The organism is Myxococcales bacterium (assembly GCA_016703425.1).
Classification (GTDB): Bacteria; Myxococcota_A; Polyangia; order Polyangiales; family Polyangiaceae; genus JADJCA01.
In genome coordinates, this window is the sequence record JADJCA010000008.1 from 429,658 (window position 1) to 455,609 (window position 25,952).

The 25,952-nt window shown below is 69.8% G+C and carries 22 protein-coding genes; 16 read left to right on the forward strand and 6 right to left on the reverse strand.

Annotated elements, in window-relative coordinates; genetic code table 11:
- The first annotated feature begins 26 nt into the window (after positions 1-26).
- The 8 genes from IPG50_16850 (at position 27) to IPG50_16885 (ending at position 7,949) form a co-directional block, all read left to right on the forward strand.
- Positions 27-749: a PH domain-containing protein gene (locus IPG50_16850; protein ID MBK6693853.1), complete on the forward strand. Its 723-nt coding sequence runs from the start codon at positions 27-29 to the stop codon at positions 747-749.
- The gene (locus IPG50_16855) at positions 749-1,519 is read left to right on the forward strand and encodes an SDR family oxidoreductase (GenBank protein ID MBK6693854.1); all 771 of its coding nucleotides are present in this window, start codon (positions 749-751) and stop codon (positions 1,517-1,519) included. The genes IPG50_16850 and IPG50_16855 overlap by 1 nt, the downstream gene beginning before the upstream one ends.
- An 85-nt stretch (positions 1,520-1,604) precedes the next feature.
- Complete coding sequence (locus IPG50_16860; protein ID MBK6693855.1) at positions 1,605-2,507, forward strand: 3-hydroxyacyl-CoA dehydrogenase family protein; 903 nt, start codon at positions 1,605-1,607, stop codon at positions 2,505-2,507.
- Positions 2,508-2,512: 5 nt separating this feature from the next.
- On the forward strand, positions 2,513-3,712 hold the full coding sequence (locus IPG50_16865) for an acetyl-CoA C-acyltransferase (GenBank protein ID MBK6693856.1): 1,200 nt from the start codon (positions 2,513-2,515) through the stop codon (positions 3,710-3,712).
- Positions 3,709-4,635 (forward strand): 3'-5' exonuclease, encoded by a 927-nt coding sequence (locus tag IPG50_16870; protein MBK6693857.1) that lies wholly within the window; start codon positions 3,709-3,711, stop codon positions 4,633-4,635. The genes IPG50_16865 and IPG50_16870 overlap by 4 nt, the downstream gene beginning before the upstream one ends.
- 41 nt (positions 4,636-4,676) lie before the next feature.
- Positions 4,677-6,116, forward strand: coding sequence for a tetratricopeptide repeat protein (locus tag IPG50_16875; protein ID MBK6693858.1), 1,440 nt, complete (start codon positions 4,677-4,679; stop codon positions 6,114-6,116).
- An 8-nt stretch (positions 6,117-6,124) separates the two neighbouring features.
- Positions 6,125-6,613 carry a pantetheine-phosphate adenylyltransferase gene (coaD, locus tag IPG50_16880; protein ID MBK6693859.1) on the forward strand — a complete coding sequence of 163 codons (489 nt, stop codon included), beginning with the start codon at positions 6,125-6,127 and terminating at the stop codon, positions 6,611-6,613.
- Between the two features lie 292 nt (positions 6,614-6,905).
- Complete coding sequence (locus IPG50_16885; GenBank protein MBK6693860.1) at positions 6,906-7,949, forward strand: hypothetical protein; 1,044 nt, start codon at positions 6,906-6,908, stop codon at positions 7,947-7,949.
- Positions 7,950-7,984: 35 nt separating this feature from the next.
- Here IPG50_16885 and IPG50_16890 read toward each other — a convergent pair whose 3' ends face one another.
- From IPG50_16890 to IPG50_16905, 4 genes are all read right to left on the reverse strand, one after another.
- Positions 7,985-9,223 carry a hypothetical protein gene (locus IPG50_16890; protein ID MBK6693861.1) on the reverse strand — a complete coding sequence of 413 codons (1,239 nt, stop codon included), beginning with the start codon at positions 9,221-9,223 and terminating at the stop codon, positions 7,985-7,987.
- A 66-nt stretch (positions 9,224-9,289) separates the two neighbouring features.
- Complete coding sequence (locus tag IPG50_16895) at positions 9,290-9,991, reverse strand: hypothetical protein (protein ID MBK6693862.1); 702 nt, start codon at positions 9,989-9,991, stop codon at positions 9,290-9,292.
- Position 9,992: 1 nt separating this feature from the next.
- Entirely contained in the window at positions 9,993-10,817 is an 825-nt protein-coding gene (locus tag IPG50_16900) for a hypothetical protein (protein ID MBK6693863.1), read from the reverse strand.
- On the reverse strand, positions 10,726-11,907 hold the full coding sequence (locus IPG50_16905; GenBank protein ID MBK6693864.1) for a hypothetical protein: 1,182 nt from the start codon (positions 11,905-11,907) through the stop codon (positions 10,726-10,728). The genes IPG50_16900 and IPG50_16905 overlap by 92 nt, the downstream gene beginning before the upstream one ends.
- Before the next feature lie 260 nt (positions 11,908-12,167).
- Here IPG50_16905 and IPG50_16910 point away from each other — a divergent pair, with 260 nt between their 5' ends.
- The 8 genes from IPG50_16910 (at position 12,168) to IPG50_16945 (ending at position 23,314) form a co-directional block, all read left to right on the forward strand.
- Complete coding sequence (locus IPG50_16910) at positions 12,168-13,055, forward strand: purine-nucleoside phosphorylase (GenBank protein MBK6693865.1); 888 nt, start codon at positions 12,168-12,170, stop codon at positions 13,053-13,055.
- A gap of 41 nt (positions 13,056-13,096) precedes the next feature.
- Positions 13,097-13,498 carry a cytidine deaminase gene (locus IPG50_16915; GenBank protein MBK6693866.1) on the forward strand — a complete coding sequence of 134 codons (402 nt, stop codon included), beginning with the start codon at positions 13,097-13,099 and terminating at the stop codon, positions 13,496-13,498.
- 147 nt (positions 13,499-13,645) lie between these two features.
- Positions 13,646-15,952, forward strand: a complete 2,307-nt coding sequence (locus tag IPG50_16920) for a hypothetical protein (GenBank protein MBK6693867.1) — start codon at positions 13,646-13,648, stop codon at positions 15,950-15,952.
- On the forward strand, positions 15,952-16,869 hold the full coding sequence (locus IPG50_16925; GenBank protein MBK6693868.1) for a HEAT repeat domain-containing protein: 918 nt from the start codon (positions 15,952-15,954) through the stop codon (positions 16,867-16,869). The genes IPG50_16920 and IPG50_16925 overlap by 1 nt, the downstream gene beginning before the upstream one ends.
- Positions 16,870-17,147: 278 nt before the next feature.
- Positions 17,148-20,258 carry a hypothetical protein gene (locus IPG50_16930; protein ID MBK6693869.1) on the forward strand — a complete coding sequence of 1,037 codons (3,111 nt, stop codon included), beginning with the start codon at positions 17,148-17,150 and terminating at the stop codon, positions 20,256-20,258.
- 11 nt (positions 20,259-20,269) lie between these two features.
- Positions 20,270-20,758 carry a GNAT family N-acetyltransferase gene (locus IPG50_16935; protein ID MBK6693870.1) on the forward strand — a complete coding sequence of 163 codons (489 nt, stop codon included), beginning with the start codon at positions 20,270-20,272 and terminating at the stop codon, positions 20,756-20,758.
- Between the two features lie 80 nt (positions 20,759-20,838).
- Positions 20,839-22,425 (forward strand): hypothetical protein, encoded by a 1,587-nt coding sequence (locus IPG50_16940; protein MBK6693871.1) that lies wholly within the window; start codon positions 20,839-20,841, stop codon positions 22,423-22,425.
- 103 nt (positions 22,426-22,528) lie between these two features.
- Positions 22,529-23,314: a hypothetical protein gene (locus tag IPG50_16945; protein MBK6693872.1), complete on the forward strand. Its 786-nt coding sequence runs from the start codon at positions 22,529-22,531 to the stop codon at positions 23,312-23,314.
- A 34-nt stretch (positions 23,315-23,348) separates the two neighbouring features.
- Here IPG50_16945 and IPG50_16950 read toward each other — a convergent pair whose 3' ends face one another.
- Positions 23,349-25,304, reverse strand: coding sequence for a hypothetical protein (locus tag IPG50_16950; protein ID MBK6693873.1), 1,956 nt, complete (start codon positions 25,302-25,304; stop codon positions 23,349-23,351).
- A 54-nt stretch (positions 25,305-25,358) separates the two neighbouring features.
- Positions 25,359-25,952: a hypothetical protein gene (locus IPG50_16955; GenBank protein MBK6693874.1), complete on the reverse strand. Its 594-nt coding sequence runs from the start codon at positions 25,950-25,952 to the stop codon at positions 25,359-25,361.

The window sequence follows — 25,952 nt, forward strand, 5'->3', positions numbered from 1 at the left end:
GCGGTTTGCCTTATGGTTCGGGCCCCATGGCGAAGGCGAAATCGAAGCGCGAGCGGCTCGAACGCCGCTACTACCCCAAGAGCTCCGGCAGCCCGAAGGTGGTGTCTGTCTTAGGTGGGCTCGGCGCTCTCTTGGCAGGGGCCGGCGCGTACGGGCAGTTCGGCAGCCTCAAGGTCGACGAGCCGTACAAGTTCATCCCGTGGCTGCTCGCGAGCGGCACGGCGCTCATCGGCGGCGCGTTCTGGTTCGGCACGAGCGGCGAGCCCGGCCTCCGCGTAGGCGACGGCGGCTTGGCCATCGACAAGGGCTCGTCGACGCGCCGCATGCCGTGGCACGAGGTCGAATCGATTCGTTGGGACTCAGGCCTCGAAGCGCTGGTCGTGGCGGGAAAAGACGAAGCCACGGTGCCCTTTTCGATCACCGTCCGCATCGCGAGCCACGGCCCCGCGGCGGCGGCCATCGCGAAGGAAGCGAAGGCCCGCGTTCCTGACGTGGTCGACCTCGGGGACGACGTCCGCGAACGCATCACGGCTTCCGCCGAAGGCATCGAGGGTGAGGTCGTGAAGCTCAACCCGCTCCAGATCATGGACCTTCGCTGCGCGGCCTCCGACAAGATCATCTCGTTCGAGCCCGACGCGCGGCTCTGCACGCGGTGCGAGCGCGCGTACCACAAGAATCACGTCCCCAAGAAGTGCAAGTGCGGCGCCGCGCTGGCGGCCAAGAGCAAAGACGACGAAGACGCGGCATGATGCCGCTCGACCTGCTCAACTTCAGCGGCAAGCGCGTCCTCGTCACCGGCGCGAGCAAGGGCATCGGTGCGGCCTCGGCGTCGCTCTTTGCCAAGCTCGGCGCCGACGTCGGCGTCCACTACAAGGGCGACGCGGCGGGCGCGGCGGCCGTCGTCGAAGGCGCTCGCGCCTTGGGCCGGAGCGCCGCGGCCCTTCGCGCGGATCTCTCGCTTTGGGAAGCCGGCGAGACCCTCGTCAGCGACTTCGAAGCGGCCCTCGGCCCGCTCGACGTCCTCGTCTTGAACCACGGCATCTGGAAGGGCGCCCCCATCGAAGGCATGACCGAGGGCGACTACGACGAGATGCTCGACGCCAACTTGCGCGGCGTCTTCAGCGTGAGCGGGGCCGCCGTGCGCCGCATGAAGCCGCGTCGCGCGGGCCGCATCGTCTTCGTCGCCAGCACCGCAGGTCAGCGCGGCGAAGCGGAGCACGCCCACTACGCGGCCACCAAGGGCGCCGTCATCAGCTTGACCAAGAGCCTCGCGACGGAGCTGGCGCCCCACGGGATCCTGGTCAACTGCGTGGCGCCGGGCTGGGTGCGGACCCCCATGACGGAGCCTGCCCTCAGCGACGCCGCCACGCGCGCGTGGGTCGAAAAACAGATCCCCGTCGGTCGCGTGGCGACGCCGGAGGAAATCGCCGGCCCCATCGCCTTCGTCGCCAGCGAGATGGCGAACTTCATGACCGGTGAGATCCTGAACGTGAACGGCGGCGCCGTCCTCGTGGGTTAGCTCGCCGTCTTGCCACCGGAGGCGTCGCACGAGGGCACGCGCCGAGCGACTTCCCGCGGAGCCCAGCTCGCGCTACGGCTCGAGCATGAACCTTGAGGGAACCGCCGTCGCCGTCATCGGCACCGGCACCATGGGTCGCGGCATCGCGCAGATCGCCGCCGCAGCCGGTCTCAAGACGCGGCTCTTCGACGCCGAGGCGGGCCGCGCCGAACGCGCCATCGCGGACATCGGCGCGCAGCTCGAGAAGCTCGTCCAGAAAGGCAAGCTCACGGCCGACGCGAAGGACAAGACGCTCGCGCAGCTCGAGCCGCAAGCGTCGCTCGGGGCCGCCGCCAACGGCGCGGACCTGATCATCGAAGCGGTCCCCGAGTCGATGGAGCTCAAGCTCGCCGTCTTCAAGGAAGCGATGGCGACGGCGAAGGCCGACTGCCTCCTCGCGTCGAACACCTCGTCGCTCTCGCTGACGGAGCTGGGCACGCGGCTCGGTGCCGCCGAGCGCACCGTGGGCATGCACTTCTTCAATCCGCCGCCCGTGATGGAGCTCTTGGAGATCGTGCGCGGTCTCACCACGAGCGACGTCGCCGTCGAGCGCGCCCTCGGCTACGCGAAGCTCCTCGGCAAGACGCCCATCGTCGTCAACGACTCGCCGGGCTTCGCCACGAGCCGCCTCGGCGTCATCTTGGGCGCCGAAGCGATTCGGATGCTCGAGTCGGGCGTAGCCAACGCCGCCGACATCGACCGCGCCATGGAGCTTGGCTACCGCCACCCCATGGGGCCGCTCAAGCTGACGGATCTCGTGGGCCTCGATGTGCGGCTCGCGATCCTCGATCACCTGACGAAGGAGGTCGGCGAACAGTTCCGCGCGCCGACGCTGCTCCGCACGATGGTGCGCGCAGGCAAGCTCGGGAAGAAGAGCGGCCAAGGCTTCTACGTCTGGAAGGACGGCGTGCCGACGCTCGGACCCGCCGCGAGAGGGGGTGCGCGATGAACGCCGTGAAGACAGCGTTCCTCGTCGACGCGGTGCGAACGCCCATCGGCAAATACAAGGGCGCCCTCGCGAGCGTTCGGCCCGACGACTTGGCGGCCCACCTCATCGAGGCGCTGCTCAAGCGGACGCCGGCCGTCGCGCCGTCCATCGATCACGTCATCTTCGGCGCCACCAACCAGGCCGGCGAAGACAACCGGAACGTGGCGCGCATGGCCGCGCTCATCGCGGGTCTTCCGGAGACGATCCCTGCGGTCACGGTGAACCGGTTGTGCGGCTCGGGCCTCGAAGCGGTGACCGACGCGGTCATGCGCATCTGGACCGGTGACGCCGACGTCGTCCTTGCCGGCGGCGTCGAGAGCATGACGCGCGCGCCCTTCGCGATGCGCAAGCCCGACGAAGCCTTCTCGCGGACGCCGCCGGTGCTCGTCGACACCACGCTCGGCTGGCGCTTCGAGAACCCCAGGCTCGCGGCGCGCATGACGCTCGACTCGATGGGTGAGACGGCGGAGAACGTCGCCGAGAAGTGGAAGCTCACGCGGGGAGAGCAAGATCGCTTCGCCATGGAGTCGCAGCAGAAGGCGGGCCGCGCCGTGGGCGAGGGCGCCTTTGGAAGCGAGCTTGTGCCGGTGTCGATCCCGCAGAAGAAGGGCGAGCCCGTGGTCGTGGGCGCCGACGAGTGCCCGAGACCCGACGTCACGATGGACGCGCTCGCCAAGCTCCCCGCGGTCTTCCGAAAGGGCGGCACCGTCACCGCCGGCAACAGCTCGCCGATCAACGACGGTGCCTCCGCGGTGCTCGTGGTCTCGGAGGAGGTCGTGAAGCGCGAGAAGCTCACCCCGCTGGCGCGCGTCGTCGCCTTCGCGACGGCGGGCGTTGCGCCGCGGCTCATGGGCGAAGGCCCGATCCCCGCGGGAAAGAAGGCTCTCGCGCGCGCCGGGTGGACCAGCGCTGATCTCGACCTGGTGGAGCTCAACGAAGCCTTCGCGGCCCAGTCCATCGCGTGCATCCGCGGCCTCGAGCTCGACGCGACCCGCGTCAACGTCAACGGCGGCGCCATTGCGCTCGGGCACCCCATCGGGTCGAGCGGCGCGCGCATCCTCGGCACGCTCGCGTGGGCCATGAAGGCGCGCAGCGCGCGGCGCGGCATGGCCGCCTTGTGCATCGGTGTCGGTCAAGGCATCGCGATGCTCCTCGAGCGCGATTGACCGACGGGCGCAAAGACCGAACGGCCCCGCCGCCGGCGGGCCCGCCCTGGGACGTGCCGCTCGCAGAAGCGCCACTGCTCTTCGTCGATCTCGAAATGGACGGCCTCGACGTCGCGCGCCATCGCGTCATCGAGCTGTGCCTCGAACGCGTGGTGGGCGGCGAGGTGCAAGCCCGCCTCGAGACGTTGGTCTGCCCCTTCACGGAGGCGGAGCTCGCCGAGAAGACCAGCATCGGCAACGAACACGTCCACGGCATCACGCGCGCGATGCTCGCGGGAGCGCGCCCTTTCGACGACGTCGTGACCGACGTGGAGGCGCTGCTCGACGGCGCGATTCTCGTGGCCCACGCGGCCTCCTGGGACGTGCGCTTCCTCGAGATGGAGCTTGTGCGCGCCGGTCGGCAAACGCGCGCGGGCCACTACCTCGACACCTTGATCCTCGCGCGCCGCGCCCTCGCGCTCTCGAGCCATTCGATGGAGTCCCTGTGTGCGCACTTCGGCATCGTGCGGCCCAAGGCCCACCGCGCCGGCGACGACGTGGCGGCGCTACGGCGCGTCTTCGAGGAGACGGTGAAGGTCCTCGCACCGGTGAGCGCCCGCGATCTATGGGAGGTGCGCATCGCCGAACGCATGGCCCGCACGGCCATCGTCGAGGCTTGCAGCGCGGCCCTTGAGCGCGGCGCCCCGGTGCGAACGGTGTATCGCCCCAGCCGCCGCAAACCGGAGGCGCTCGACATGGTTTTCACCGAGTTGCGGACCGATCTCGACCCCCCGCGGGTGATCGGCTATCAGCTGCCTGGTCGAGGGCGACGCGAGCTTAGGACCGACCGGATCCTGACCGTTTCCCCCATCCCCGACGAGCACGCCGGCGAGCACGCCGACCAGGCCTCCGACCAGCCCGACCGCGCGCCAAAACCAAGCTGATCTCCTCTCCCTCCCCGCTGCCCGATCTCAGAGTCGCCATCATGAAGCTCTCCTCGCCTCTCCTCTCCGGCGTCGTCCTCACCATGGCGCTCAACCACTGCGGCCCCGCCGGCGAAGCCGAAGGCCCCAACCGAACGCCTCTGGCAGAGAAATGGTTCACGCGCGCGCAGGCGAGCTATCGCTCCGGCGATTTTGACGACGCGTCGCAAGCCGCCCAATCGGCCTTTGAGGCGGCGCCCAGCGACCCGGACATCCGCATGCTGTCGGCGCGCTTGGCGCTGGCGCGACTCGAATACGGCAAGGCGGCGAAGCTCACGGAGGGCATGACCTCGGCCGACGCGCTGGGCCTCCGCGGGCGCGCCCATTGGTACGCCGGCGACGTGGAAGCGGCCGCCGACGCGCTCGAGACGCTGCTCCGCGATCCCGCCGTCAAAGATCCCTGGGCGCGGCAGATCGCCACGCTGGCGCGGTCCGGCGGCACGACGCGCAAGCCCTTCAGCGTGGAAGGCGGGCTCGTCGCCGCCGTCGAGATGCCGAAGGCCGGCCCGGCGCTCGTGGTGCCCTGCGAGCTCAACGGCGAGCACATCCTCGCGCTCGTCGCGACGGGAACGTCGGAGGTCGTCATCGACTCCAACTCTCGCAAGGAGCCGGCGTGGGTGACGCTTCGCTTCGGCGACCGCCTCGAGGTGACCGACGTGCCGGCCATCACGCAAGATCTCGCGCCCATCTCGCGCCAGCTCGGCGGCAACATCAAGGCGCTCCTCGGCGTCAACGTCCTGCGCCGCATGCACGCCACGCTCGACCGGCGGGGCGATCAGTTCGTCGTGCGTCGGAGCGCACCGCCGGCGCCGCCCGACGGGAGCCGCATTCCGCTCTGGTACGTCCGCGGCGGCGGCATGTTGCTCCGCGCCGCGCTCTCCGCGAAGGAAGACGGCAACGGCGCCTACCTCGTCGATTCGGCGTTTCCGTTCCCGCTCTCGCTGTCGGACGCGGCGTGGAAGAAGGCGGGCGTCGACATCGCCAAGCTCTCGAGCGATCCGAACCTGCCCAACATGCGCACGGGCCCCGTGCCGACCTTCAAGCTCGGCGCCTTCGACCTCCCGCAGGTGCCCGCCGTGCAAGGCGCGCCGCCGGGCCCGGCGCAGCAGAGCATCGACGTCGATCTCGACGGCGTCGTCGGGTCGGGCCTCTTGGCCGAGTTCCGCCTGACCTTCGGCGACGACGGCCGCTTCATGTGGCTCGAGCCCGATCCGGTCACGTTGGGGCCGGCGTCGCGCCGGGGTGCGCCTTCGGCCGCGCCGCCCGTGCCGCAGGCACCGGAGCTCTTCCCAACGACCCCGGCGCCGGCCGACAAGACGCCGCCGAAACCGGCGGCGAAGCCCACGAAGGGCGACGTCACGAAGCCCGCGCCGAAGGGCGAAGCCCCCGCCGCGAAGCCGGCGCCTGCGGCCAAGAAGGCCGAGGAGAAGAAGGCCCCGTGACGGCCCCCATCGCGCGCGTCGCCGTCTACGCCGGCAGCTTTGATCCGGTGACCTTCGGTCACCTCGACCTCATCGAGCGCGCGTCGTCGATCTTCAGCGACGTCATCGTCGCCATCGGGGTTCATCCCACGCGCAACGCGCTCTTCTCGTTCGACGAGCGGCTCGACCTGGTGCGCCGCGTGTCGTCCAAGTTCGGCAACGTGCGCGTCGACTCGTTTGATGGGCTCCTCATCAACTACTGCACGAAGGTCGGCGCTCGCGTCATCGTGCGGGGCCTCCGCGTGGCGACGGACTTCGAATACGAGCTTCAGATCGCGCACGCCAACGCAGACCTCTGCCCCGAGGTCGACACGATCTTCCTGCCGGCGCGCACGGCGCACGGATTCATCTCCGCTTCGCTGGTTCGTGAGATCGCGAGCCACGGCGGCGACGTGACCCGCTACGCACCGCCCGAGGTCTGCGCCGCGCTCGGGGCGAAGTTCAAGAAGCCGGGCTGACGCGCACCGGCCGCGCCGGTGTTCGCGGGGGCCACGCCGCCAGGCACCAGATGTGCAGCATCGGCCTTTCGAGCGGCCCCCTCCCGGGGGCCGACTCCTACGTTTCCGCGCTGGTCGGCCCCATGGCCGGGTGGTCCATCGTGCACCAGGCTGGTCCGCGTGTGATCCACGTGGTCGGTGGAAATTTTAAGAACGCACATCCGGAAATGGCCTTTCCCGGCCTGATCCCGCGGGTGCCAGGAAGAGCGGGCGGGCGGCTCGGAGCGGCGAGCGGCTTGCTTTTCCCCTCCCCATGCTCCTCTCCTGCGCCCATTGCCAGTCGCGGTTCAAGGCCGACGACTCCCTCCGGGGAAAGACGTTTCGGTGCCGCGTGTGTGCGGCTCCGATCAAGGCCATCCCGCAGGACGAGCTCGACGGACCCACGGAGGCGTCGATCAAGCCCCCCAAGCACACGCCCTCTCAGGCGCCCGTCGTCAGTCGCTCCCGGGCCCCGGAGCGCGCAGCCGAGCCGGCGCCGGTGCAGTCGAGCCGCGCGGCCGTCGTGCAGCGAAACGACGAGCGCTCGAAGCGCGATCTCTTCGCGGCCAAGGAGTCCGTGGCGCCGCCGCCGGTGGTGGAGCGCGAGGTTGCGTCGCCCTTCACGGCCGCCCGCAACGAGACCTCGGTCCTCTTCAGCCTCGACCAGCTCGCGAAGCCGAAGGTCCCCGATCTGCAGCTCGCTCCCCTGCCGAAGATGGGCGCCACGAGCGGCGCGTCCGGCGACAGCGCGAGGCCGAAGGCTGACTCGGGCGTCATCGACCTCTTCGCGCTCATGGCGGCGGACCACAAGCCACTCGATGCGAAGAGCATCCGCCCGGCGCCGCTGAGCGAGCCGCCCCTCGGCGCCTTCACGCGAGAGGTCTCCCTCACGCCCGCGCCGATCGAGGTCCCCGCGTTCCGCGGCAAGGGCAACCCGCGCATCTGGATCGCCGCCGCGGCCGCTGGGCTCCTGCTGATGGTCGGCATCGGCGCGATCGCCTCGAGGAGTGAGGACGCGCGCGTCGAGGCCGCCGCTGCCGCCGCTGCGAAGCCGCCGCCGCCGCCCGTCGTGGCCGCTGCGCCGGAGCCGGCGCCGCCCCCGCCGGTCGTGGCCGCCGCGGCCCCCGAGACGACGACCGAAGCGAAGGCCAAGCCCGCGAGCGGCAAGGCGAGCTACGGCAAGAAGAGCGGCGGCGCGAAGGCCGGGAAGACGTCGGCGGCGAGCGCCGCGCCGGCGGCGCCCAAGAAGGCCGCCGCTTCGCCCTGCGGCTGCAAGGCCGGCGACTTGATGTGCAGCATCAAGTGCAGCGCCAAGTAACCGCGCGCGACCCAAGAGTGAGGAGCGGCAGCTCGTCAGAACAGTGGAAATGAGCCGACGGCGCTGGCCGTCGGCGCATTCGCGTCGCCGGCGCCCTTGGTCACGACGAGCTTGCCGTCGGGCGCCACAGCCCACGAGAGCGTCAGCGAGGTCCGCTTCCAGTCGACGCTCCGCTCCTTGAGCAGCTCCTTCGCCGAGAGATCACCGGGCTCCGGCTCGACGCCGGGGCCGCAGCCGCTCTCGGCCGTCACCGGGACCGGAACGCACCGCGTTGGACGTGTGCCTTCGCCGAGAGCGCAGACCGTCTCTTGCTTGCGGTTGTCGAAACACTCCTCGAGGCCCGCGAGGTTCATGTCGAGGTTGTTGATGTCCGACCGGACGACGAACACATCGCGCCCGCCGCTCTTCCGCATCTCACCGCCCACGACCTTCGATGCATTGTGCACGCCGAGCGCCCCCGGCTCGTAGTCGCGACCAAGCTCGGCCACGCGACGAAGCACGTTGCCGTCGCGCGCCAAGAGCAGGTACTCGGCCTCGCCGGAGTCGTCCTCGGGCGCGCCCCAACGGAGCACCGTGAGCCGCGGCGTTCCCAGCACGAGGGAGACAGGCAAGGGCCGGCACACGGGCTTCGTTCCGAGCAGGAAGAGCTCGTTGTGGGCCAGCAAGCAGCGGCACATGGCCTCCGTATGGTCGGCCTCCGCGCAGGCCTCCGCCGCGCTCGGCGCGCCGCCAGCGCTCTCGAGGCGCCGCTTCACCTCCGCGTTGTCGCGAAGCGCGAGCGACGCTGCATAAGACTTGCGCGCCGCCTCGCGGTCGCCCTTCGCATCAGAGACGCGCCCGAGCGTGTAGAGCACCTGCGCCCGCAACGGCGCCGCCGACGTGGCGCGGAGGGCGTGCTTCCCCGCCTCTTCGGCCTTGGGAAGGTCTTTCGTTTGAAACGCAGCCCAGGCCGTCTCGGCCAGCAACGTCGCGTCCTCCGGGACCACGACGAGCCCTCGTTCAAAGGTCGCTAGGGCGCCGACCCAGTCCTTCTTTTGAGCCTTCGAGCGGCCCTCTCGCAACGCCTGCACGACCGCCGTTCGGTCTGTCGCCGTGTGCTTTCGTGCGCCCGCATCCCGCGCGCGCGCTTCAACCGCAGCGCGGCCCGCATCCAAAACGAGCGGCGCCGCCATCGGAGCGCCCGCATCGGTGGAGGCAACGGTGGAGGCGCGGCGGCAGCCGACGGAGTGAAGGGCGCACACCAGCACGACGCAACCGAGCAGACGTTTTCGCACGAGACACTCCTATCGAGTCCGCGAGCGCTCGACAACCTCGCGACGTCCGCAGGGCACTCGCGATGGCTACAGCGGGCCGAAGGCGGCGGTCACCGTAGGCTTGCCCAAGAGAACGCCGACGCTCGCCGAGAGCGCGATGCGCTTGTCCTTCGCGAGCCGCACGGGAACGCGCGCTTCGTCGCCCCCCGCGGTCCGCGGATCGAGGTAGAGCTGCGTCATGCGGCACATGGGGACTTCGTCCTTCTCCCGCGCCGGTTCCATCACCAGAACCACCACGAGAGGGCCTTCGCGTCGCGCGTAGGCCACAAGGCCATCGGGCCCGTGAGCGACGGCAAGGAGCGGCGTCGACAACTTGCGAACGGCGACCGAGCCCTTCGCGCGGACGAAGCCGTCCACCACCTCGAGCGTCGCGCCCTGACCGTCGACGACCAGCCGCTGGACGCGGACCGGGGCCTCACCGTGAATGTACGCGAACGGCTGAAGCTCACCGCTGCGTCCCCGTGTGGTGGCTTCATCGACGGGGCCCGACCGGAAACAGGCTCCGTTTTTCGCGTTGAGACGATCGGGCTCCGAGTGCGCGCGGGCGAGGTCGGGGATGGGGCTGCCGGTGACGTCGGGAGCCACGTCGCCTTCGAGCGGCGGAGGAAGCTTGAGAGTGGGCACCGTGGCGAGCGGCGCCGCGAGCTCCTCGGCAAGGGCCCAGGGCGCGAGGAGGGCGCCCGCGAGCGCGATGGAGAGGGCACAACCAACCGATGCGATGCGGCTCATGTCACAGGCTCCCAAGGAACGCCTCGAGGGCGTCGAGATCACGGCTCGCAAGGTGAGCGGTCTGGCCCATCTGGCCGTTGGTCTTCTTCAACATGGTGCGAAGGTCCGCGTAGCGACCGTCGTGGAAGTAGGGCGCGCTTCCGCCGAGATAGCGAAGCGAGGGCGTGTCGAAGACCTTGCCCTTGTCGCCCGAGGCGCGGCTCCCGACGTCGTGCGCGAGCCCGTCGGGGTCGTCACCCTTGGCGCCGTGGCACGACGCGCAGCCGGTCTCGGCGGAGGCGAAGATGGCGGCGCCGCGAGCGCGGAGCTCGTCGTTGTCGTTCGGGCCGGCGGCCGGCGAAGGAGGCGGCGACATGACCGCGAGGTACTTGCTGAGGGCTTCGCGATCTTCCTTGGGGAGGCCCTTGCCGCTCAAGCGCGAGAGCGTGTGCTCCAGGTGCTCGGAGACGGTCTTTGCGTCGCCGAGCCACGAGAACGGTGCCGTCCCCTGGGTGCGGCCTGCGAGCATCGGCGTCTGCCGCGGACCGTTCGGCGTCGACCAAACGAGCGCGTCGTCGCGGCCGTCGGGGTGGCAGCTCGCGCAGACGCGCCCGTCGCCGCTGAGTCGCTCGTCGCCGGCCGCGTGAAAGAGGCGCCGACCGAGCGCCACGACCTCGTCGTCGGCGACGGCCTGCCGGTGGCGCGGAAGCGCTGCACTCTGCACATTCCCGCCTTCCGCGCTTTCGCTCTTCAGGTCAACGACTGACAGCGCTCGCGCGAACTGCGACCAAACAAAGGCCCGAGACGTCGCGCTGTCGATGGCGATGCCCGTGGGACCTTCGGGCACCGCGAAGCGGCGGCGCTCCGCTTGCCGTGGCCTCGTCGACGCGCCGTCGTACGCCACGACGGCGTCGATGCCGAGGCACGTGACGAAGAGCTCGCCCCAGCGCCGCGGCGCCCCGGGGCAGGAGGCATCGGCGCTTGGCGGCCGCCGTACCCGTGTTCTGGGCGACGAAGTCTTGATCCGCGTCGGCGGGGAGCACGATGGACTTGGCGAGGACCTTCCCTTTGGTCTCATCCACGATGGCCACGTTGAACACTTGGGCCGACAGTCGCGACGAGTCGCCGCCGTAGCCCGAGCTCTGCACCAGCGGATCGCCTGAGAACGTGAGCGTCTGCGGCAAGAAGAGGCGCCCCTCCGTGAGCCCCTGCCCCTTCACGAGCGCGTAGGTTTGCCCCGCCACGCGGCCTTTGAGCTCGGAGACCGTGTCGCCGCCTGTGAAGCTCTCCTCACCGGCGGCGAGCTTGAGCGTGCGGACGGCGCCGTCGGCGTCGATGACCGAGAGGCCGCCGCCGGTCACGTGTGACACGTACGCGTGCCGACCGTCGGCCGCGACGCTGATGGCGCGCGCCTCGGCGCCAAGCGCCACGCGCTCGCGCACCGCCATGGTGGAGGTGTCGACGAACGCCACGGAGCGCCCCCACGCGCTCGCCACGAAGAGTGTCGAATCGTCGGGCGCGAGGGCGAGCGCGACGGGCTCGGCGGCGACGGCGATCTGCGAGCGCGCACGGAACGGCTCGCGAAGTCCTGCGCTCGGGACCATCACATCGACGCGCGCGCGATCGCGGAGCGCGACGGCGATGCTCCCGTCGGCGAGCACCAAGAGCTGACCCGGGCGCCCGTCCAAGGGCGTCGCGCCAAGCTCTTCTTGCGTCTTCGCGTCGATGACGCGCAGGAGGTTCTCATCCTCGTCGGCCACGTACACGAGCGAGCGACCCTCGCTGGCGTTCGCGTTCGCGCTAGCGTTCGCGCCGGCGTTCGCAGTCGATGTTTCGGCGACGGCCGCACCAAGGCTCACGGTGGCGCCCTCGCGGTGCGATCCCACGCGCGCGAGGAAGGCGGGAGCCGCCACCGCGCGCGGCGGCGCGACCCTCATCGCGCTCGAGGGTGCTCGCGAGATGGGGGCGACGCCGCACGCGCTGGCCGCGCAAACGCAGGCCAGGAGGCCCAGCGTCGGGCGCAAGGCCCGTGCGCCCAGGCCTAGGCCCCGCCCCAGCCGCCGCCTCGGCTTCGGCGATGCGCCGCCCTCGTTGGCCTGGTCCCCCGCATCCCCCACACCCGTGACGACCTCACCCGTTTTCATTGCAGCTCGAACGCCGAGGCAGGGCAGGCCTCTTCCAAGGTATCTTGCCGACCATGGCGTTTTTGGGTGTGACGGACCGTTTGAACGAGAGCGTGGCGGCCATTCGCCTACGAGTCGGCGGCAGCGGAACCAGCGCGGCCAGCCCCGCCGTCGCTGGCCCCGTTGTCGGGGTCGTTCTCGGCAGCGGCTTGGGCTCTTTCGCGGACAGCCTCACGAACCTCGTGAAGGTTCCTTATTCCGAGATTCCCCATTTTGCCTCGTCCAAGGTCGTGGGCCATGCCGGCAACCTGTGCTTCGGCACCGTGTCCGGCGTGCCCGTCGTGTGCATGCAGGGCCGGGTTCACCTCTACGAGGGCCACCCCGTCGCCGACGTCGTGCACGGCGCGCGCACCATGGCGAAGCTCGGCGTTCGCTGCGTGCTCGTCACCAACGCCGCCGGCGGCCTCGACCCGTCTTGGGCGGCCGGCGATCTCATGCTCGTCCGCGACCACTTGAACCTCACGGGCACGTCGCCGCTCTTGGGCGAGAACCCCGAAGCTCTCGGCCCTCGCTTCCCCGACATGTCGAAGGCCTATGAGCCGGCGCTCGCCGACGCGCTCCGCCGCGTCGCGAAGCGTGCAACCATCACGCTTCGCGAGGGCGTCTACGCGGGGCTCCTGGGGCCCCAATACGAGACGCCGGCGGAGGTGCGCATGGTCGGCGCGCTCGGCGCGCAGGCCGTTGGCATGAGCACGGTGCTCGAGGTCATCGCGCTCCGTCACATGGGCGTCGCCGTGGGAGCCATGAGCTGCATCACGAACCTCGCCGCGGGCATCTCGCCGACGTTGCTCGACCACAAGGAGGTCGAAGCGACGGCGCGCGCGCGGCGCGCCGACTTGGCCACGCTGCTCAGCGGCTGGATTGAAGAGGCTGGTGCACTCTACAAGGAGAGTAAAGCGTGACGAAGAAGAAGCTCGCCATCGCCGTCGATCCCCTCGACGGCATCTTCGAACGACTCGTCGAAGCGGCCACGCGCGCTCGCGGCCGAGCCTACGCGCCGTACTCGCGCTACCGCGTCGGCGCCGCCATCGCGACCGAGAGCGGCGTGCTCTACGCCGGCTGCAACGTGGAAAACGCGTCGTTCCCGGCGGGTATTTGCGCGGAGCGCGGCGCCATCGCTGCGATGGTCGCCGCCGGCGAGAGGAAGCCCATCGCGTGCGCCATCGTGACCGGCGGCAAGGTGCCCGCGGCGCCCTGCGGGATGTGTCGCCAGGTGCTCGTGGAGTTCGCGCGCGAGCTTCCGATCTTGCTCGTGGGCCTGACGACGGGCGGCGAACCGGTGAAAAGGCGCGTGGAGCTCGCCAAGCTCTTGCCCGACGTCTTCGAGCTCGCGCCACGAAAGTAGGACAGTTGCCCCTGAGGGGACACGCCCCCTCGGGCGGGGCGTCGACCCCGAAGGTCGCGGGTCGGGGCGGACGGAATCGGCGGCTTTTGCACCGCGGCGCCTTGGCTCGGACCGTGCTTCTCTTCACCAAGTTGGGGACCCTTCATCATGCTTAAGCGCACCCACACGGCTCTCCGTTTTGCAGCAGGACTGCTCGTTCCTGCCCTCCTCGGGCCAGGTGTTCTGAGTGCGACGGCGAGCGGCTGCAGCGCCGCGGAAGAGAAGGCCGGCGACCTCGGCGTCTCGGCGATCCTCTTCGTGAAGCGCGAGCACACGACCCAGACGCCGGAAGGCATCAGCGTGAACGTCGCCGGCGGCCAAGCGCAGGTCATCGACTACGACCGCTACGTGCCCGGCGGCAGCCTCAACATGCTGAAGCCCGCGCGCGCCGACGGCAAGCTCATCAACCTCACGGCCGAGTTCCCGGAGGCCGACTTCAACGGTGTCGCCGTCTCCTTCGACGGCAAGCAGGCGGTCTTCTCCATGAAGAAGAACGCCAACGACCACTACCACCTCTACACGGTGCAGCTCGACGGCGATCGCTTCGAGCTTCACCAGAAGACCGCCGGCGACCAAGACGACTTCACACCCGAATACCTGCCCGGCGGCCGCATCGTCTTCGTGACGAACCAGATGTACACCGAGATGGGCACGCGAGCCGACGAGTACGAGCACTCGCGGTCGGTGACCCAGCTCGCGACGATCTCGGTCGACGGCGGCGACGCCGACCGTCGCCTCTTCTCCCAGAACCTTTCGCACACCGTCGCTCCGTTCGTTCGCCACGACGGCAAGGTCGGCTACTCGCGCTGGGAGCACGTCGCCAACGTGAACGACGTGAAGCTCTTCGCCGCCAACCCCGACGGGACGCAGATGATCGCCGTGGCTGGCCAGCACGGAAAGCCCGCCAACTCGCTCGTCAACGTGCGCGAGATCGAGCCCAACGTGATGGTCGGCATCGGCACGACCCGCAACCGCACGATCCACGCCGGGGCGCTGGTGCGCATCGACGCGCGCAACCACGCCGACCCCGTGTGCCTGGACCCCGCCGCCGACAAGGCTGGCCACGCGTGCCTCGACGAAGAGAACGTGAAGTACGAGATCCTGACGCCCGACGTTCCGACGGGCAACGGGCCGTCACCGGTCGGTCGATACCGCGAGCCGTCGGCGTTGCCCGACGGCCGCTTGCTCGTGTCGTGGGCCGACGGCCCCGTCAACGACTTGAGCGAGCAATCGCGCACGGCGCCCGACTTCGGCATCTACGTCTACGATCCGGCGACCAAGAAGAACAAGCTCGTCTACAACGATCGCGACAAGTGGGATCTCGGCGCCATCGCCGTGGCGCCGCGCAAGGAGCCGCCGATCATCGGCGATCTCCAGCGGCTCGCCGACCCCACCGAGCCCGTGCGTCTCGGCTCCATCGACGTCACCAAAACAAGCCTCGCCGGCGATCGCGTCACCGGCGCGCAGTTCGCCGACACGGGGCTCGTCGAGGCGCTCAAGTCGGCGACGGCGGTCCGCATCCTCGAAGGCTTCTCGAGCGAAGCCGCCAAGGGCGTCACGATGTTCGGCCTGACGATGCACGAGGGCGCGGCCGTGCTCGGCGAGGCGCCCGTCTACGGCGACGGAAGCTGGCTCGCCAACGTGCCGCCCTACGTCCCGGTGCGTCTCCAACCGATCGACAAGTTCGGCATGGCCATTCGGTCGCAGGGCACGTGGATTCAGGGTGTGCCTGGCGAAGATCGGCGCTGCGTGGGTTGCCACGAGCAACGCATCGGGCAAGGCACGCCGCGCTTCGGGCAGAACCCAACGGTCGCCGAGCAGCGGCAGGCGATGGCGTTCATGCAGCCGATCAACGACCGCGTGGAAGTGCCCTGGGACAAGAACGACCTGGGCAAGGGCTTCGTGCAGAAGCTCCTCACCGAGAAGTGCGCGAGCTGCCACAACGCGCAGACGACGTCTTATTACAGCGTCACGATCACCGACCCCGCGTCGGGCGTGACGAAGCCCTACAAGATCCCCACGCTCGACCTCGGCGAGGCGAAGCTCGTGGCCTACTACGATCGCGCGGCGCGCGAATACAACACGTCGTACGTGTCGATCTTCTACCCGGCGGCGCTCGAGATGGAGATGGGCAAGGCCACGGTGGTGGGCACGATTCCGCCCAAGTGGGGCGTCCCCGGCAGCGCCCGCGCCTCGAAGCTCATCGAGAAGCTCAACGTGCGCGCCGCCGACGGGTCGACGGCCTGGCCGACGCCGATGCACCCGGAAGACAAGGGCGAAGCCCACAAGCTCACCGACGAAGAGCGGAGGTTGCTCATCCTCGCGATGGATCTCGGCGGCCAATACTTCGCGCGCCAGAACACGGGCTTCCAGCCGCTCTCGTCGGGCCTCGCCAGCGGGGGAGTGAAGTACTGATGAAGTCGCTCGCCTTCCTCAAGCCCGCGCTCGCGCTCGCCGGCCTCTGCGCCATCGCCCTCGGCGGACGCGTGGCCAGTTCGAACACCGAAATTTCCGTGGGTGGCACCACGGCGGTCTACGGCCAGGTCCCGCCCGATCAGGTCGAGTTCCTCTCCACGAAAGAGCGCATCCTGAGCGTCGCCCGCGGCGGTACGCCGTCGACCATCTGGGAAGCGTTGGAACACGGCGAGCGCGTCGAGTGCATGGAGTGCATTCCAGCCGTCGCGCCGCTCCTCTACGACGACACCGCCGAGACGCGCGAGATCGCGGCCTGGTGGCTGCGCCGACGCATCTTCGGCGTCTTCGGCGAGGGTGAGATCTACCAGCAGACGCTGCAAGTCCTGAAGAGCGACCCGGCGCCCAAGCGGCGCGCGCGCGCTGCGGAGGCCTTGGGCGAATTCTTGGCCACGCCGGGCGTCGACGCCTGCGCCGAAGCCATCGCCAAAGACGGAGAGCCGCTCGTGCGCGCCGCCGCGGCTCGCGCCCTCGGCCGCTTGAACGACGACGGCAAGGGTGCGCTCTCGCAAGCCCTCGTCGACGCGGACAAGACCGTGCGCCTCGCGGCGCTCCGCTCGGCGGGTCGCATCAACGCGTTCAACGACACGACGACGCTCGTGAAGCTCACGGCCGACGGCGACGCCGTCGTTCGCAAGCGAGCGGCCGAGGTGCTCGGCGCGCACCGGGCCAAAGACGCCGTGGGCGCCCTCGTCAACGTGGCGCAGAACGACGCCGACGCAGACGTTCGCGGCGCCGCGTGCCACGCGCTCGGTGCGCTCGGTGACGCCGCGGCGCGTCCCGCCCTCGAGGCGGCGGCGGCGAAGGATCCCAGCACGTTCGTGCGCGACTTGGCGCAGATCGCGCTGCGACGACTCTGAGTATGAGAGGAGGACATCGCTCGAAGACGTGGGCGTAGACGAGAGGCTCGAGCCGCGCACAAGCCTCTGAGGGGGGGCTTGTGGGCGGCCTTGGCGGGGGCCGGGCGCGTTTCGGTGTCCTTGGGATACCGAATGGGCTGACCGAGCCGTGCGGCCATCGAGGCCGAGTTTACGTTCACGTCTTCGGGCGGTGTCCTCCGTGCGATTCGTCGGAGGCGCCGCCCTCGTTGGCCTGTTGGTCGCGCCGTGACGCCGATCCGCGATACCATCTCCCGTCGATGCTCCGCCGCCTCTCGCTTGCTGCCGGCGTCCTCGCTGCCGCCGCATCGCTGCTCGCTTCCTGCGGCGAGAAGAGCGAGGTCACGCGCTCGACCTACTTCGAGCGCACCATCGCTCCAGTGCTCGTGACCTCGTGCGTCCGCACCAACACCGGCGCCGGATGCCACGTCGCGACGCCCAAAGGCAACGCCCTCGGCAACCTCGACACCTCGACCTTCGCCGGTGTCGCCAAGCGCCGCGATCTCTTGCTCGACTACGGCCCCTACGGGCAACCGGCGTTCTTGGTGAAGAACATCCCCAACTTCACCGTCGAGCTCCAGGCGTTCGATGGCCAAAAGGCCTCGCTCACGACGGACATCAAGCACACCGGCGGACCGATCCTCGATCCCACTGGCAGCGCGTATCAGACGCTCCGTCGCTGGATTCAGAACGGCGCAAGCGAGAACAACAGCGGCCCGCCGGCGCAGAACCTCGCGCGGCAGCCTTGCAAGAACGACATTCCGCAGGTCGCCGGTTTCGACGCCGCGCGCGATCCGTCGCGACCCGACTTCGCGCGCTTCAAGAACGACGCGCGGCTAAAGGACACGCTGAAGGTCGGCTGCGCGGCAGGCAACTGCCACGGCGCTCAGTCGAACGACCTCTACCTCACGTGCGGCGACACCGACGAGGGCGTGCGCTGGAACTACTTCGCGGCGCGCCAATACCTGACGCAGACCCCCGAGGGCAGCGAGCTCTTGCGGCGCCCCCTCTCGCCGTCGCAAGGCGGCGCGTACCACGAGGGCGGCGTGATCTTCGATTCGCCGACCGACGAGCGTTACGTCTCCATCCTCGACTGGGCCCGCGAGCACGGCCCGGCGGAGTTCGGGACGCTGGACGCGAATTTCCTCTTCTTCGCCCACAAGGTGCAGCCGGTGCTCGCGAAGAAGGGCTGCATGATGGTCCAGTGCCACTCGGCGTCGCTCTTCCACGACTACCGCCTGCGCGGCGGCTCCGGCGGCAGCTTCTCGCTCTCGGCCACGAAGCGAAACTACGATCTGTCGCTGGCGCAGCTCTCGGTGGAGAGCGTCGACCCGAACGCCAGCCGGCTCATCAAGAAGAACCTCTATCGGCCCGGGCTCGCGCCGGGCGCCATCGGCATCGCCCACCGTGGCGGGCCGCTCTTCGAGGACTTCCCCGAGACGCCGTCGCAAAAGCTCTGCGACGACAAGAAGCTCGACTACGACGGCGGCAACCTCGACGCGTTGCCCGCCTATTGCGTCGTCGCCGAGTGGCACAAGCGCGAGCGCGCCGCAAAAGCTCCCGCGGCGCTCCAGAGCGTCCTTTACGTGCGCCGCGCGCTTGCCGGTGTGGACCGTCCGCAAGACTTTGACGTGTATCGTGCCGGCGCCGATCTCCGTCGCGTGCTCATCACCGTCGCCGCCGACGGAACGCTCGTCGCCGGGGCCGACGAGTCGTTGACCACCAAGTGCGGACTCACCGCTGCGACCGCCGACATCCGCCGGCCGCAGGTGCGCTGGGACGGACAGCGCGTCGTCTTCGCCGCCCGCGCGAGCGCCGCCGAACCCCTGGCGATCTACGAGATGGCGCCCGACGGCGCCGACTGCGCGAAGCACCTCGAGATGAACGCGGGCCCCGCTTCCGACAACGGCCTTCTCGTTCACAACTTCGATCCGACTTACAGCCCACCCGACGACGGCGGCGTCGTGCGCGTCGTCTTCGCCTCCACGCGTGGCAACCTCGATGGGGGCTCTTACGACTACAAGGGCCCGCAACGGACGCCAGCCGATCCGAGCAAGCCCAACGCGAACCTCTACGTGCTCGAGCCGGACCCGGCGAGCGGTAGAGCGCGCGTGCGGCAGCTCACGTACCTCTTGAACCTCGAGCGGCACCCGAGCTTCATGTCCGACGGTCGCGTCATCATGACCGCCGAGAAGCGCGCCAACGGCTTCTATCAAGTCGCCCTTCGTCGCATCAACCTCGACGGCGGCGACTACCACCCGCTCTTCGCGCAGCGCGGCACCATCGGCTACCGCGAGGCGGCGCAGGTCGTCGAGCTCGCCGACAAGAACTTCGCCGCCATCTTCAGCGATCCCGGCGTCGCTGGCGGCGGCGGCGCGCTCGGCGTCTTCAATCGCTCCATCGGCATCGACTTCCAGAGCAAGACCCCGAGCGACTACACCTTGGACCCGTCGGTCATCGATCCCGCGTCACCGACGTCGCTCGAGCCCGAGTTCTTCCTGCGCTCGCTCCACTTCGTCGATCCGAACGTCTCGGGTCGCCCCAAACAGCCGACGGCCGGGGTCTTCCGTTCGCCATCGCCGCTCCCGAGCACGAAGTTCCTCGTGAGCTTCGGCGCGGCCAGCGATGCGGCGACCTTCACGGGCGACTACGACGTCTTCGTCGTCGACGCGGAGACGGGCGCGCGGACCAAGCTCTTCGGCGAGCCGGGCCAGGCCGAGGTCGATGCGGTCGCGGTCTACGGTCGCGTCTCACGCGGCGTCTTCCGCTCGGCGCTCGACGAGCCCAACGGCCACACGCGCATCCTCCCGGGCCGGCCCGAGTCGGAGGTGCTCGTGCACGACATGCCGATGTTCGCGTCGTTGGTCTTTCAGAACACGCCCACGGGGCGCCCCATCGAGACCCTCGATTCGTTCGAGGTCTGGGAGGAGATCCCGCCGCCGCTCGACCTCGCGAGCGCCGCCAGCGGCGGCCCCAACGTGGGCAAGGATGAGTTCGGCTCGTTCTTCCACAAGCGGAGGCTCCTCGGCCGCGTCCCCTTGCAGGCCGATGGGTCGGCCAAGTTCGTCATGCCCGGCGGCTTGCCGATCATGTTGAAGGTCCCCGAATCGAAGGAGAGCGGCGGTCGCTTCCCGCGGCTCCAGCGCGAGACCCTCTTCTTTTCGCCGGGCGAATATTCGCACCAGTCGTTCCGGCGCGAGATGTTCGACGCGCTCTGCGGCAACTGCCACGGCTCCGTCAGCGGTCGCAACGTCGACGTGGCGATCAGGCCCGAGATCCTCACGCAGGCCTCCTCCACGATCGCGCGCGATCTGCCCCCCACGAACCTGAACATTCCCACCGGTCAGCGCGGCGCCGTCGAGGGTCCCTGAGCGAGGACCTCGTGCTGGAGGTGCTCGTCGCGGAGCACGCGGAGGTGCTCTTCGAGGGCCTCTGCCATCCGGAGCTCTACGCGTTCATCGACGAGAGACCTCCCGCGAGCGCGGAGGCGTTGCGTCGTCGCTACGAGCGACTCGCGAGAGGACGCAGTCCCGATGGCGCCGAGCGCTGGCTCAATTGGGCCGTGCGACGCGGTGAGCAATACCTCGGCTACGTTCAAGCCACCGTCGCGCCGGCGGAGCACGCGAGCATCGCCTACGTGCTCTTTCGCGAACACTGGGGCTTCGGCTACGCGCGCGCCGCCGCCCTCTGCATGATGGCGCTCCTCGAGGCCGAGGGTGTGCGCCGCTTCTCGGCGACGGTTCACACGGAGAACGCTCGGTCCCGCAGGCTGCTCGAGGGGCTCGGGTTCAGCTTGCGTGAGCTTCGGCCTTCGGTGCCCGCTGGCCCCGTTGACGAGGCGCTCTACGGCCTCGACGTCACGCGCCCTTGAGCGTTCTTGAGCGACGAACGCGAGAGGCGAGGCCCGACTTCGGCGTGCCATGGCCGTGAAATACGCTCTATAGGTCTCTTGTGCCTCGCGTCGAACGCTGGCTTCTCCTCTTCGTGACGCTCGCCGTCGTCGTGCCGGTCTTGGCGTTTCCGTACCCGCCGATGACGGACCTGCCGCACCACGAGGCCGTCGTCGCGATCTTGCGCCACGGCGGCGACGCCGCGCGTTACCCGCCCGGCATCTACGTTCACAACTTCGGCCACCCGAACCAGCTCTTCCAGCTCGGCGCGTGGCTCCTCTCGTACGCCTTCGGTGTCCCGCTGGCTTGCAAGCTCGTGGTCGCGCTCGCCGCCGCCGGCGTCCTCTGGGGCGGCGCGCGCCTCGCCAAGAGCCTCGGGGCCAGCCTCTTGCCGGTCATCGCGCTCGCGCCCATCGCGACGGGCTTTCTCTTCACGATGGGCCTCGTGAACAACCTCTTGGGCCTCGCGCTCCTGCTCGCGGTTTTGCCCGAGCTTGACGCCCTCGTGACGACGCCGAGCAAAACGCAGCTCGCGCGGGTGCTCCTCGCGGGCGCCGCGCTCTACGTGGCCCACGAGCTCATGTTGTTCGTGTTCCTCGCGGCAGCGGGGCTCTTCGCGGTTGTCGCGCCCAAGGAGGCGACGCGACGGGGGCGCATCTTCGCCTTCGTTCTGGTTCTGAGCTTCGTCTCTGTCGCGGTGACGCAGCTCGTGCTTCAAGAGTCGCTGAAGCCGCTGACGCTCAGGGCGAGCCCGAACGTGTTCGTCCCACCGTGGCGCAAGCTCGCTTCGATGGCCGCCGATCTCGTCGGCGCGCACGAAGCGCCGTTGCGATACGGCCTCGCGTTCGCCATGGCGCTCGGCCTCCTTGCGGTGCACCTGTCGCGACACGCGCCGACGGAGCGCGCGTCGCTCTGGGAGCGGCGGCATGCGCTCGTCGGGGCGCTCGTCTTTGCGTGGTACCTCTTCGCACCCGCCGACTGGAATGGGGCCACGTTGGTGCACCATCGGTTCTTGGCGCCGTCGTTCTTCCTTTTGGCCATTCCCCTCGGGAGGCGTGCGACGCCGCGGCTCGTGCCGTCCGTCGTTTGTGGCCTCGCCGGACTGAGCGGCATCGTCGCGACGTTGCCGCTGTTCGTCGAGTCATCGCGCGATCGCGCCGACGTGCTGTCGGTGCTGCAAACGGTCCCTCTCGGTAGCGCTGTCGTGGGCCTCGCGCTTCAGGAGTCGAAGCGACCCATGGCGCTCTCCGCGCTGACAAGCACGTCGCTCGCGGAGCGCGGCGGGCGCGTGCACCACGGCTTCGTGCACTCGACGGTGTCGCCGATCATGGTGGCGAAAGACAAGCAGTGGGGCGAGGCCGCGCTGCGGCTCAAGAAGAACGCGTTCGCGCTCTTGCCGGCCCACGATCTGACGCGCTTTCGGTACGCCCTTCTTCGCTCCGATGACACGCGGCTCCTTGAGATGACCGTCGTGGCGCTCTTGCCGGACGCCAAGCTGGTGTCCACCGAAGGAGCGTGGGCGCTGATGGAATCGCGTCACCCGATTGGACCCATCGACGGGGGTGACATGCCGGTTCCCGAGCCGCGGCCCGCGTCGCTCGGCGACAAGATGCGCGCCCTCGAAGACGCCGCGCGTGGACGGCGTTAGGACGCGGAGCGCGCGGCGCGGCGCGGCGCGGGCGAAAGGGGACTAAGCCGTCACCGCGGCGGCGCGATGGGAGAGCCGGCCGTATAGAACCGGGTGCGTTTGGCTGTCGTTCTGCGCGTGCTCCCGCTGTTGTCTGTGCTCGCGGGGTGCGCCAGCAAAGCCGACGAGACCGCGGCAAGCATTCCCGACGCCACGGCCCTCCCGGAAGGGGGCGACCCCTGCAGCCTCGTCGCCGAGCGACGGCGGTGCTGACGCCACGGACATCACCGACGCGTCGCCCACGGAGCGAGACCCGGTCCTCTTCGTTCACGGCATTCGCTCTGCCGGCAACGACTTCGACGTCATGATGCAGCGACTGTCGGCGCTAGGCTGGCCCGCCGATCGACTCTTCGCGAAGACGTTCCCCGACCCGGCGTGGGGATGCAACGTCGACAACGCCAAGCTCGTCGCCGACTGGGCCGAGGCGATCCTCAAGTCGACGGGCGCGCCGCGCCTCGACGTGGTGGCGCACAGCATGGGCGGCCTCAGCTCGCGCCGCTACATGAAGACGCTCGGCGGCGCGGCCCGCGTGGGCACCTACGTGACCATCGCGAGCATGCATCACGGGCTCAAGGAGCCGTGCCTCTCGCCGTTGCCCGTGTGCGTTTGGCAAGAGCTCTGCGAGAAGGGCGCGTACATCGCCGAGCTCGACGTCGCGCCGACGACGCCGGGCCCGGCTCGTTGGGTGTCGATCTACAGCGTCGACGACGGCACGGTGCCGGCGGCATCGTCGAAGCTCATCGGCGCTGAGAACATCGAGCTGGGAAAGATCCCGCACTCGGGCGACGGTGGCCTGCTGGAGTCGCCGCTCACCATCGCCGAGGTCGCGCGGGTGCTTCAATACCCGTAACGCCGCGCGCGCGTGGCGTTCTCGCGTCGCGTCGCTAGCGCCGGACGTAAATCCGCGCGCTCGCCAGTGAACTCTCGCGACGCTCGTACCGCGACTCCACGGCGTCGATGAACCGCCGCGAGAACGCCGCCGCCGGACCTTGGCGCGGGGCGAGCAGATCGTTTCCCACGACGATTGTGCGGTAGCGACCGTCCCGCACGTGGGCCAAGAGCACGTCCGCCTCGGGGCGACGCGCGAGAAAGAACTCGTTGGCCGACGCGTAGCGATCGCGCGCGAAGTCGGTGACGCCGGCGCGCAGGTACGGCAGCACCATGGGCGCAACGAGCGTGGACTCCCCGCGCGCCGCGTCGTCGCGCACGATGGCCGCGACGGCGTCGGTCTCTTGCGCGGCGAGGGCCCGCGCGGTCGCCGTCGGGAACGTGGTTGGTGGACGCGTCACGAGGCCGCCCCAGAGCGCGAGCGCGAGCGCAGCGACCGCTCGACGTGGCGCGACGACGGCGAGGAAGACGAGGGCCACCGACAGGCCGAAGTAGAGCGGCTGCGCGTTGTTCTCGCGGCCCGCGTATTTCGCCGCCGCGGGGAGCGAGGCGAGGCCCATGCTGACGGTGAGCGTGAGAATGCCGCCGAGGCGGCTGCGATCGGGCGCGTCGAGCGCGGACCACGACCACGCAGCGAAGGCGCCCGCGACGGCGAGGAAGAGCGCGTAGCTCGGCCACGGCGGCAGGCCCAACTGCGCGAGGTGGATGGGATGGGCCTTTTGAAGCGCGATGGCGTAGCCGGTGAAGTCGCCGAGCGAGCGATTGAAGAGCGGGATCGTGAGCAACGCCACGGCGCCCGAGGCCACCAAGACGACGACGTCCCGACGATCGCGGCGAAAGAGCGCCCAAAGGCCGAGGCCGACGCCGATCCCCGCGCCGGAGAGCTTCGTGGCGAAGGCCAGTGGGGTCACGAGGAACAGAAGGGCGAGGCGCAAGGGCGCGCTTCGAGGCGGCGCGACGACAAGCGCCATGGCGACGGCGAAGAAGAGGCCGAGCATGTGATCGGGGTGGACCGTCGCCGCCAGCAAGCTCCCGAAGGCCGCGAACAAGACGACCAGCGATGCCGCGACGCCGAAGCTTCGCGAGACGGGGGCGCTCTGCGAGACGGGGCGGCGACGCAAGAGTGCGGCTCCAGCGATGGCCGCGGCGCCGGCTTGGGCGACAAGCTCGAGGCTGCGATGCGCCGAGAGGTCGAGCGCGCGGCCCAAGGGCGCGAGGAGGAGGCGGTGCGTCAAGTCGAGGAGCGGCGAATAGCTGTAGCTTGCAAGCTCCTCGGCGGGACCGTAGAGCGTGGCGCCCCGCGCGAGCTTTGTGGCGTTGACGAGGAACGGAGCCTCGGTCCAAAAGAGCTCCGCGTCGAAGCTCGACTGCGCGAGGACCGAGGCGATGCGCGCCCCGGCGAGGCTCACGGCGAGCGCCAAGACGAGCCGCGCCGCGCGCGCGGGAGCTGCGGCCGGGGCCTGGACCGGGGCGATCGCTTCAGCGAGGAGAGCGAGGCCCGCGAGCGCCTTGAGCGCAGAGAGCCCGAACAGAACAGCGCCTCCCGCTGGCGCCGGCGCGAGCGCGCGGAGCGCCCCACTGGCGAGCGCGCCTTCGCCACCGAGGTGCAAGAGGAGCATCGTGAGCGCGGGTCCGACGAGCGTGAGCGCCCACGCGAGGTGAGACGCGCGTCGACGTGGAAGCACGAGCGCCTCGGCGGCGACGCTCGTGGCCACGAGCGCGAAGAACGTGACGCCCCATTGCGTGGGTGCGACGAACGCCATGGCGAGGGCCAGTAGACCCGACGCGGCGGCGCCCCAAACGGGCACGCGCCCGAGGGCCGCACCGGCCGCGAGGGCGACCGCGAGCAGCGCGAGCAACGAGGGCGCGCTCGTGCTCAGCGCTGGGAGAACGAACCAAGCGAAGAGCAGGAGAACGACGACGCGCGTCTTACCTTCGAGTCGCTGGAGCAAGTCTTGCAACGCTACAACGACCCGCACCGGCGCGGCGGGGGGTTCTTCTTGCGATCAGTCGCGGGGCGTTCCGGTGGCCTCGCCCCGCGCCTCCGCCGACGCCCGCTCGAAGTACCGGGAGAGGCCAAGCCGCTGGGTCCACGTCGCGAGGTACGTGCCGTCGAGGGTGTCGACGTTGACGCGTAGGACCTCGACGACGTCGCGCCACTGGCGATCGGAGACTCCCCCGCCCTCGCGGTACCAAAGGAGCTTGCGAACGATGGTGTCCTCGGGCGTCTTGAGCACAAGTGTTTCGCCCGTTGCGCGCACCGGGACGGCCCGGCGGCGAGCGAACTCGATTTCGTCGTAGGGATTCGGGCCGACGGCAAAGAGGTCCACCTTCATGACCACCGGAAGGTAGAAGATGTTGCAACTGCGGCCATGCAAGAGCGCGTCGCGGAGCATGTCGACGTCAACCTCGAAGTCGGGGCCGAGGGCGGCGACGAGGGCGTTGATCTTGCCCAGCGGAATCTCCAACACCACGTCGATGTCGTTGGTCGCGCGCGGCTCTCCCTGCAGCGAGCTCGCTACGCTGCCACCGATGAAATACGCCCCGCCGACCGATTCGATGGCCTTGGCAACCGAGAGGGCGACCGCGATGGCGTCCAT

Coding starts and splice junctions, on each gene's coding strand:
- IPG50_16850 (MBK6693853.1), top strand. CDS start 27: ATGGCGAAGGCGAAATCGAAGCGCGAGCGGCTCGAACGCCGCTACTAC.
- IPG50_16910 (MBK6693865.1), top strand. CDS start 12,168: ATGGCGTTTTTGGGTGTGACGGACCGTTTGAACGAGAGCGTGGCGGCC.
- IPG50_16905 (MBK6693864.1), bottom strand. CDS start 11,907: ATGAGGGTCGCGCCGCCGCGCGCGGTGGCGGCTCCCGCCTTCCTCGCG.
- IPG50_16855 (MBK6693854.1), top strand. CDS start 749: ATGCCGCTCGACCTGCTCAACTTCAGCGGCAAGCGCGTCCTCGTCACC.
- IPG50_16925 (MBK6693868.1), top strand. CDS start 15,952: ATGAAGTCGCTCGCCTTCCTCAAGCCCGCGCTCGCGCTCGCCGGCCTC.
- IPG50_16895 (MBK6693862.1), bottom strand. CDS start 9,991: ATGAGCCGCATCGCATCGGTTGGTTGTGCCCTCTCCATCGCGCTCGCG.
- IPG50_16920 (MBK6693867.1), top strand. CDS start 13,646: ATGCTTAAGCGCACCCACACGGCTCTCCGTTTTGCAGCAGGACTGCTC.
- IPG50_16875 (MBK6693858.1), top strand. CDS start 4,677: ATGAAGCTCTCCTCGCCTCTCCTCTCCGGCGTCGTCCTCACCATGGCG.
- IPG50_16860 (MBK6693855.1), top strand. CDS start 1,605: ATGAACCTTGAGGGAACCGCCGTCGCCGTCATCGGCACCGGCACCATG.
- IPG50_16955 (MBK6693874.1), bottom strand. CDS start 25,952: ATGGACGCCATCGCGGTCGCCCTCTCGGTTGCCAAGGCCATCGAATCG.
- IPG50_16930 (MBK6693869.1), top strand. CDS start 17,148: ATGCTCCGCCGCCTCTCGCTTGCTGCCGGCGTCCTCGCTGCCGCCGCA.
- IPG50_16885 (MBK6693860.1), top strand. CDS start 6,906: ATGCTCCTCTCCTGCGCCCATTGCCAGTCGCGGTTCAAGGCCGACGAC.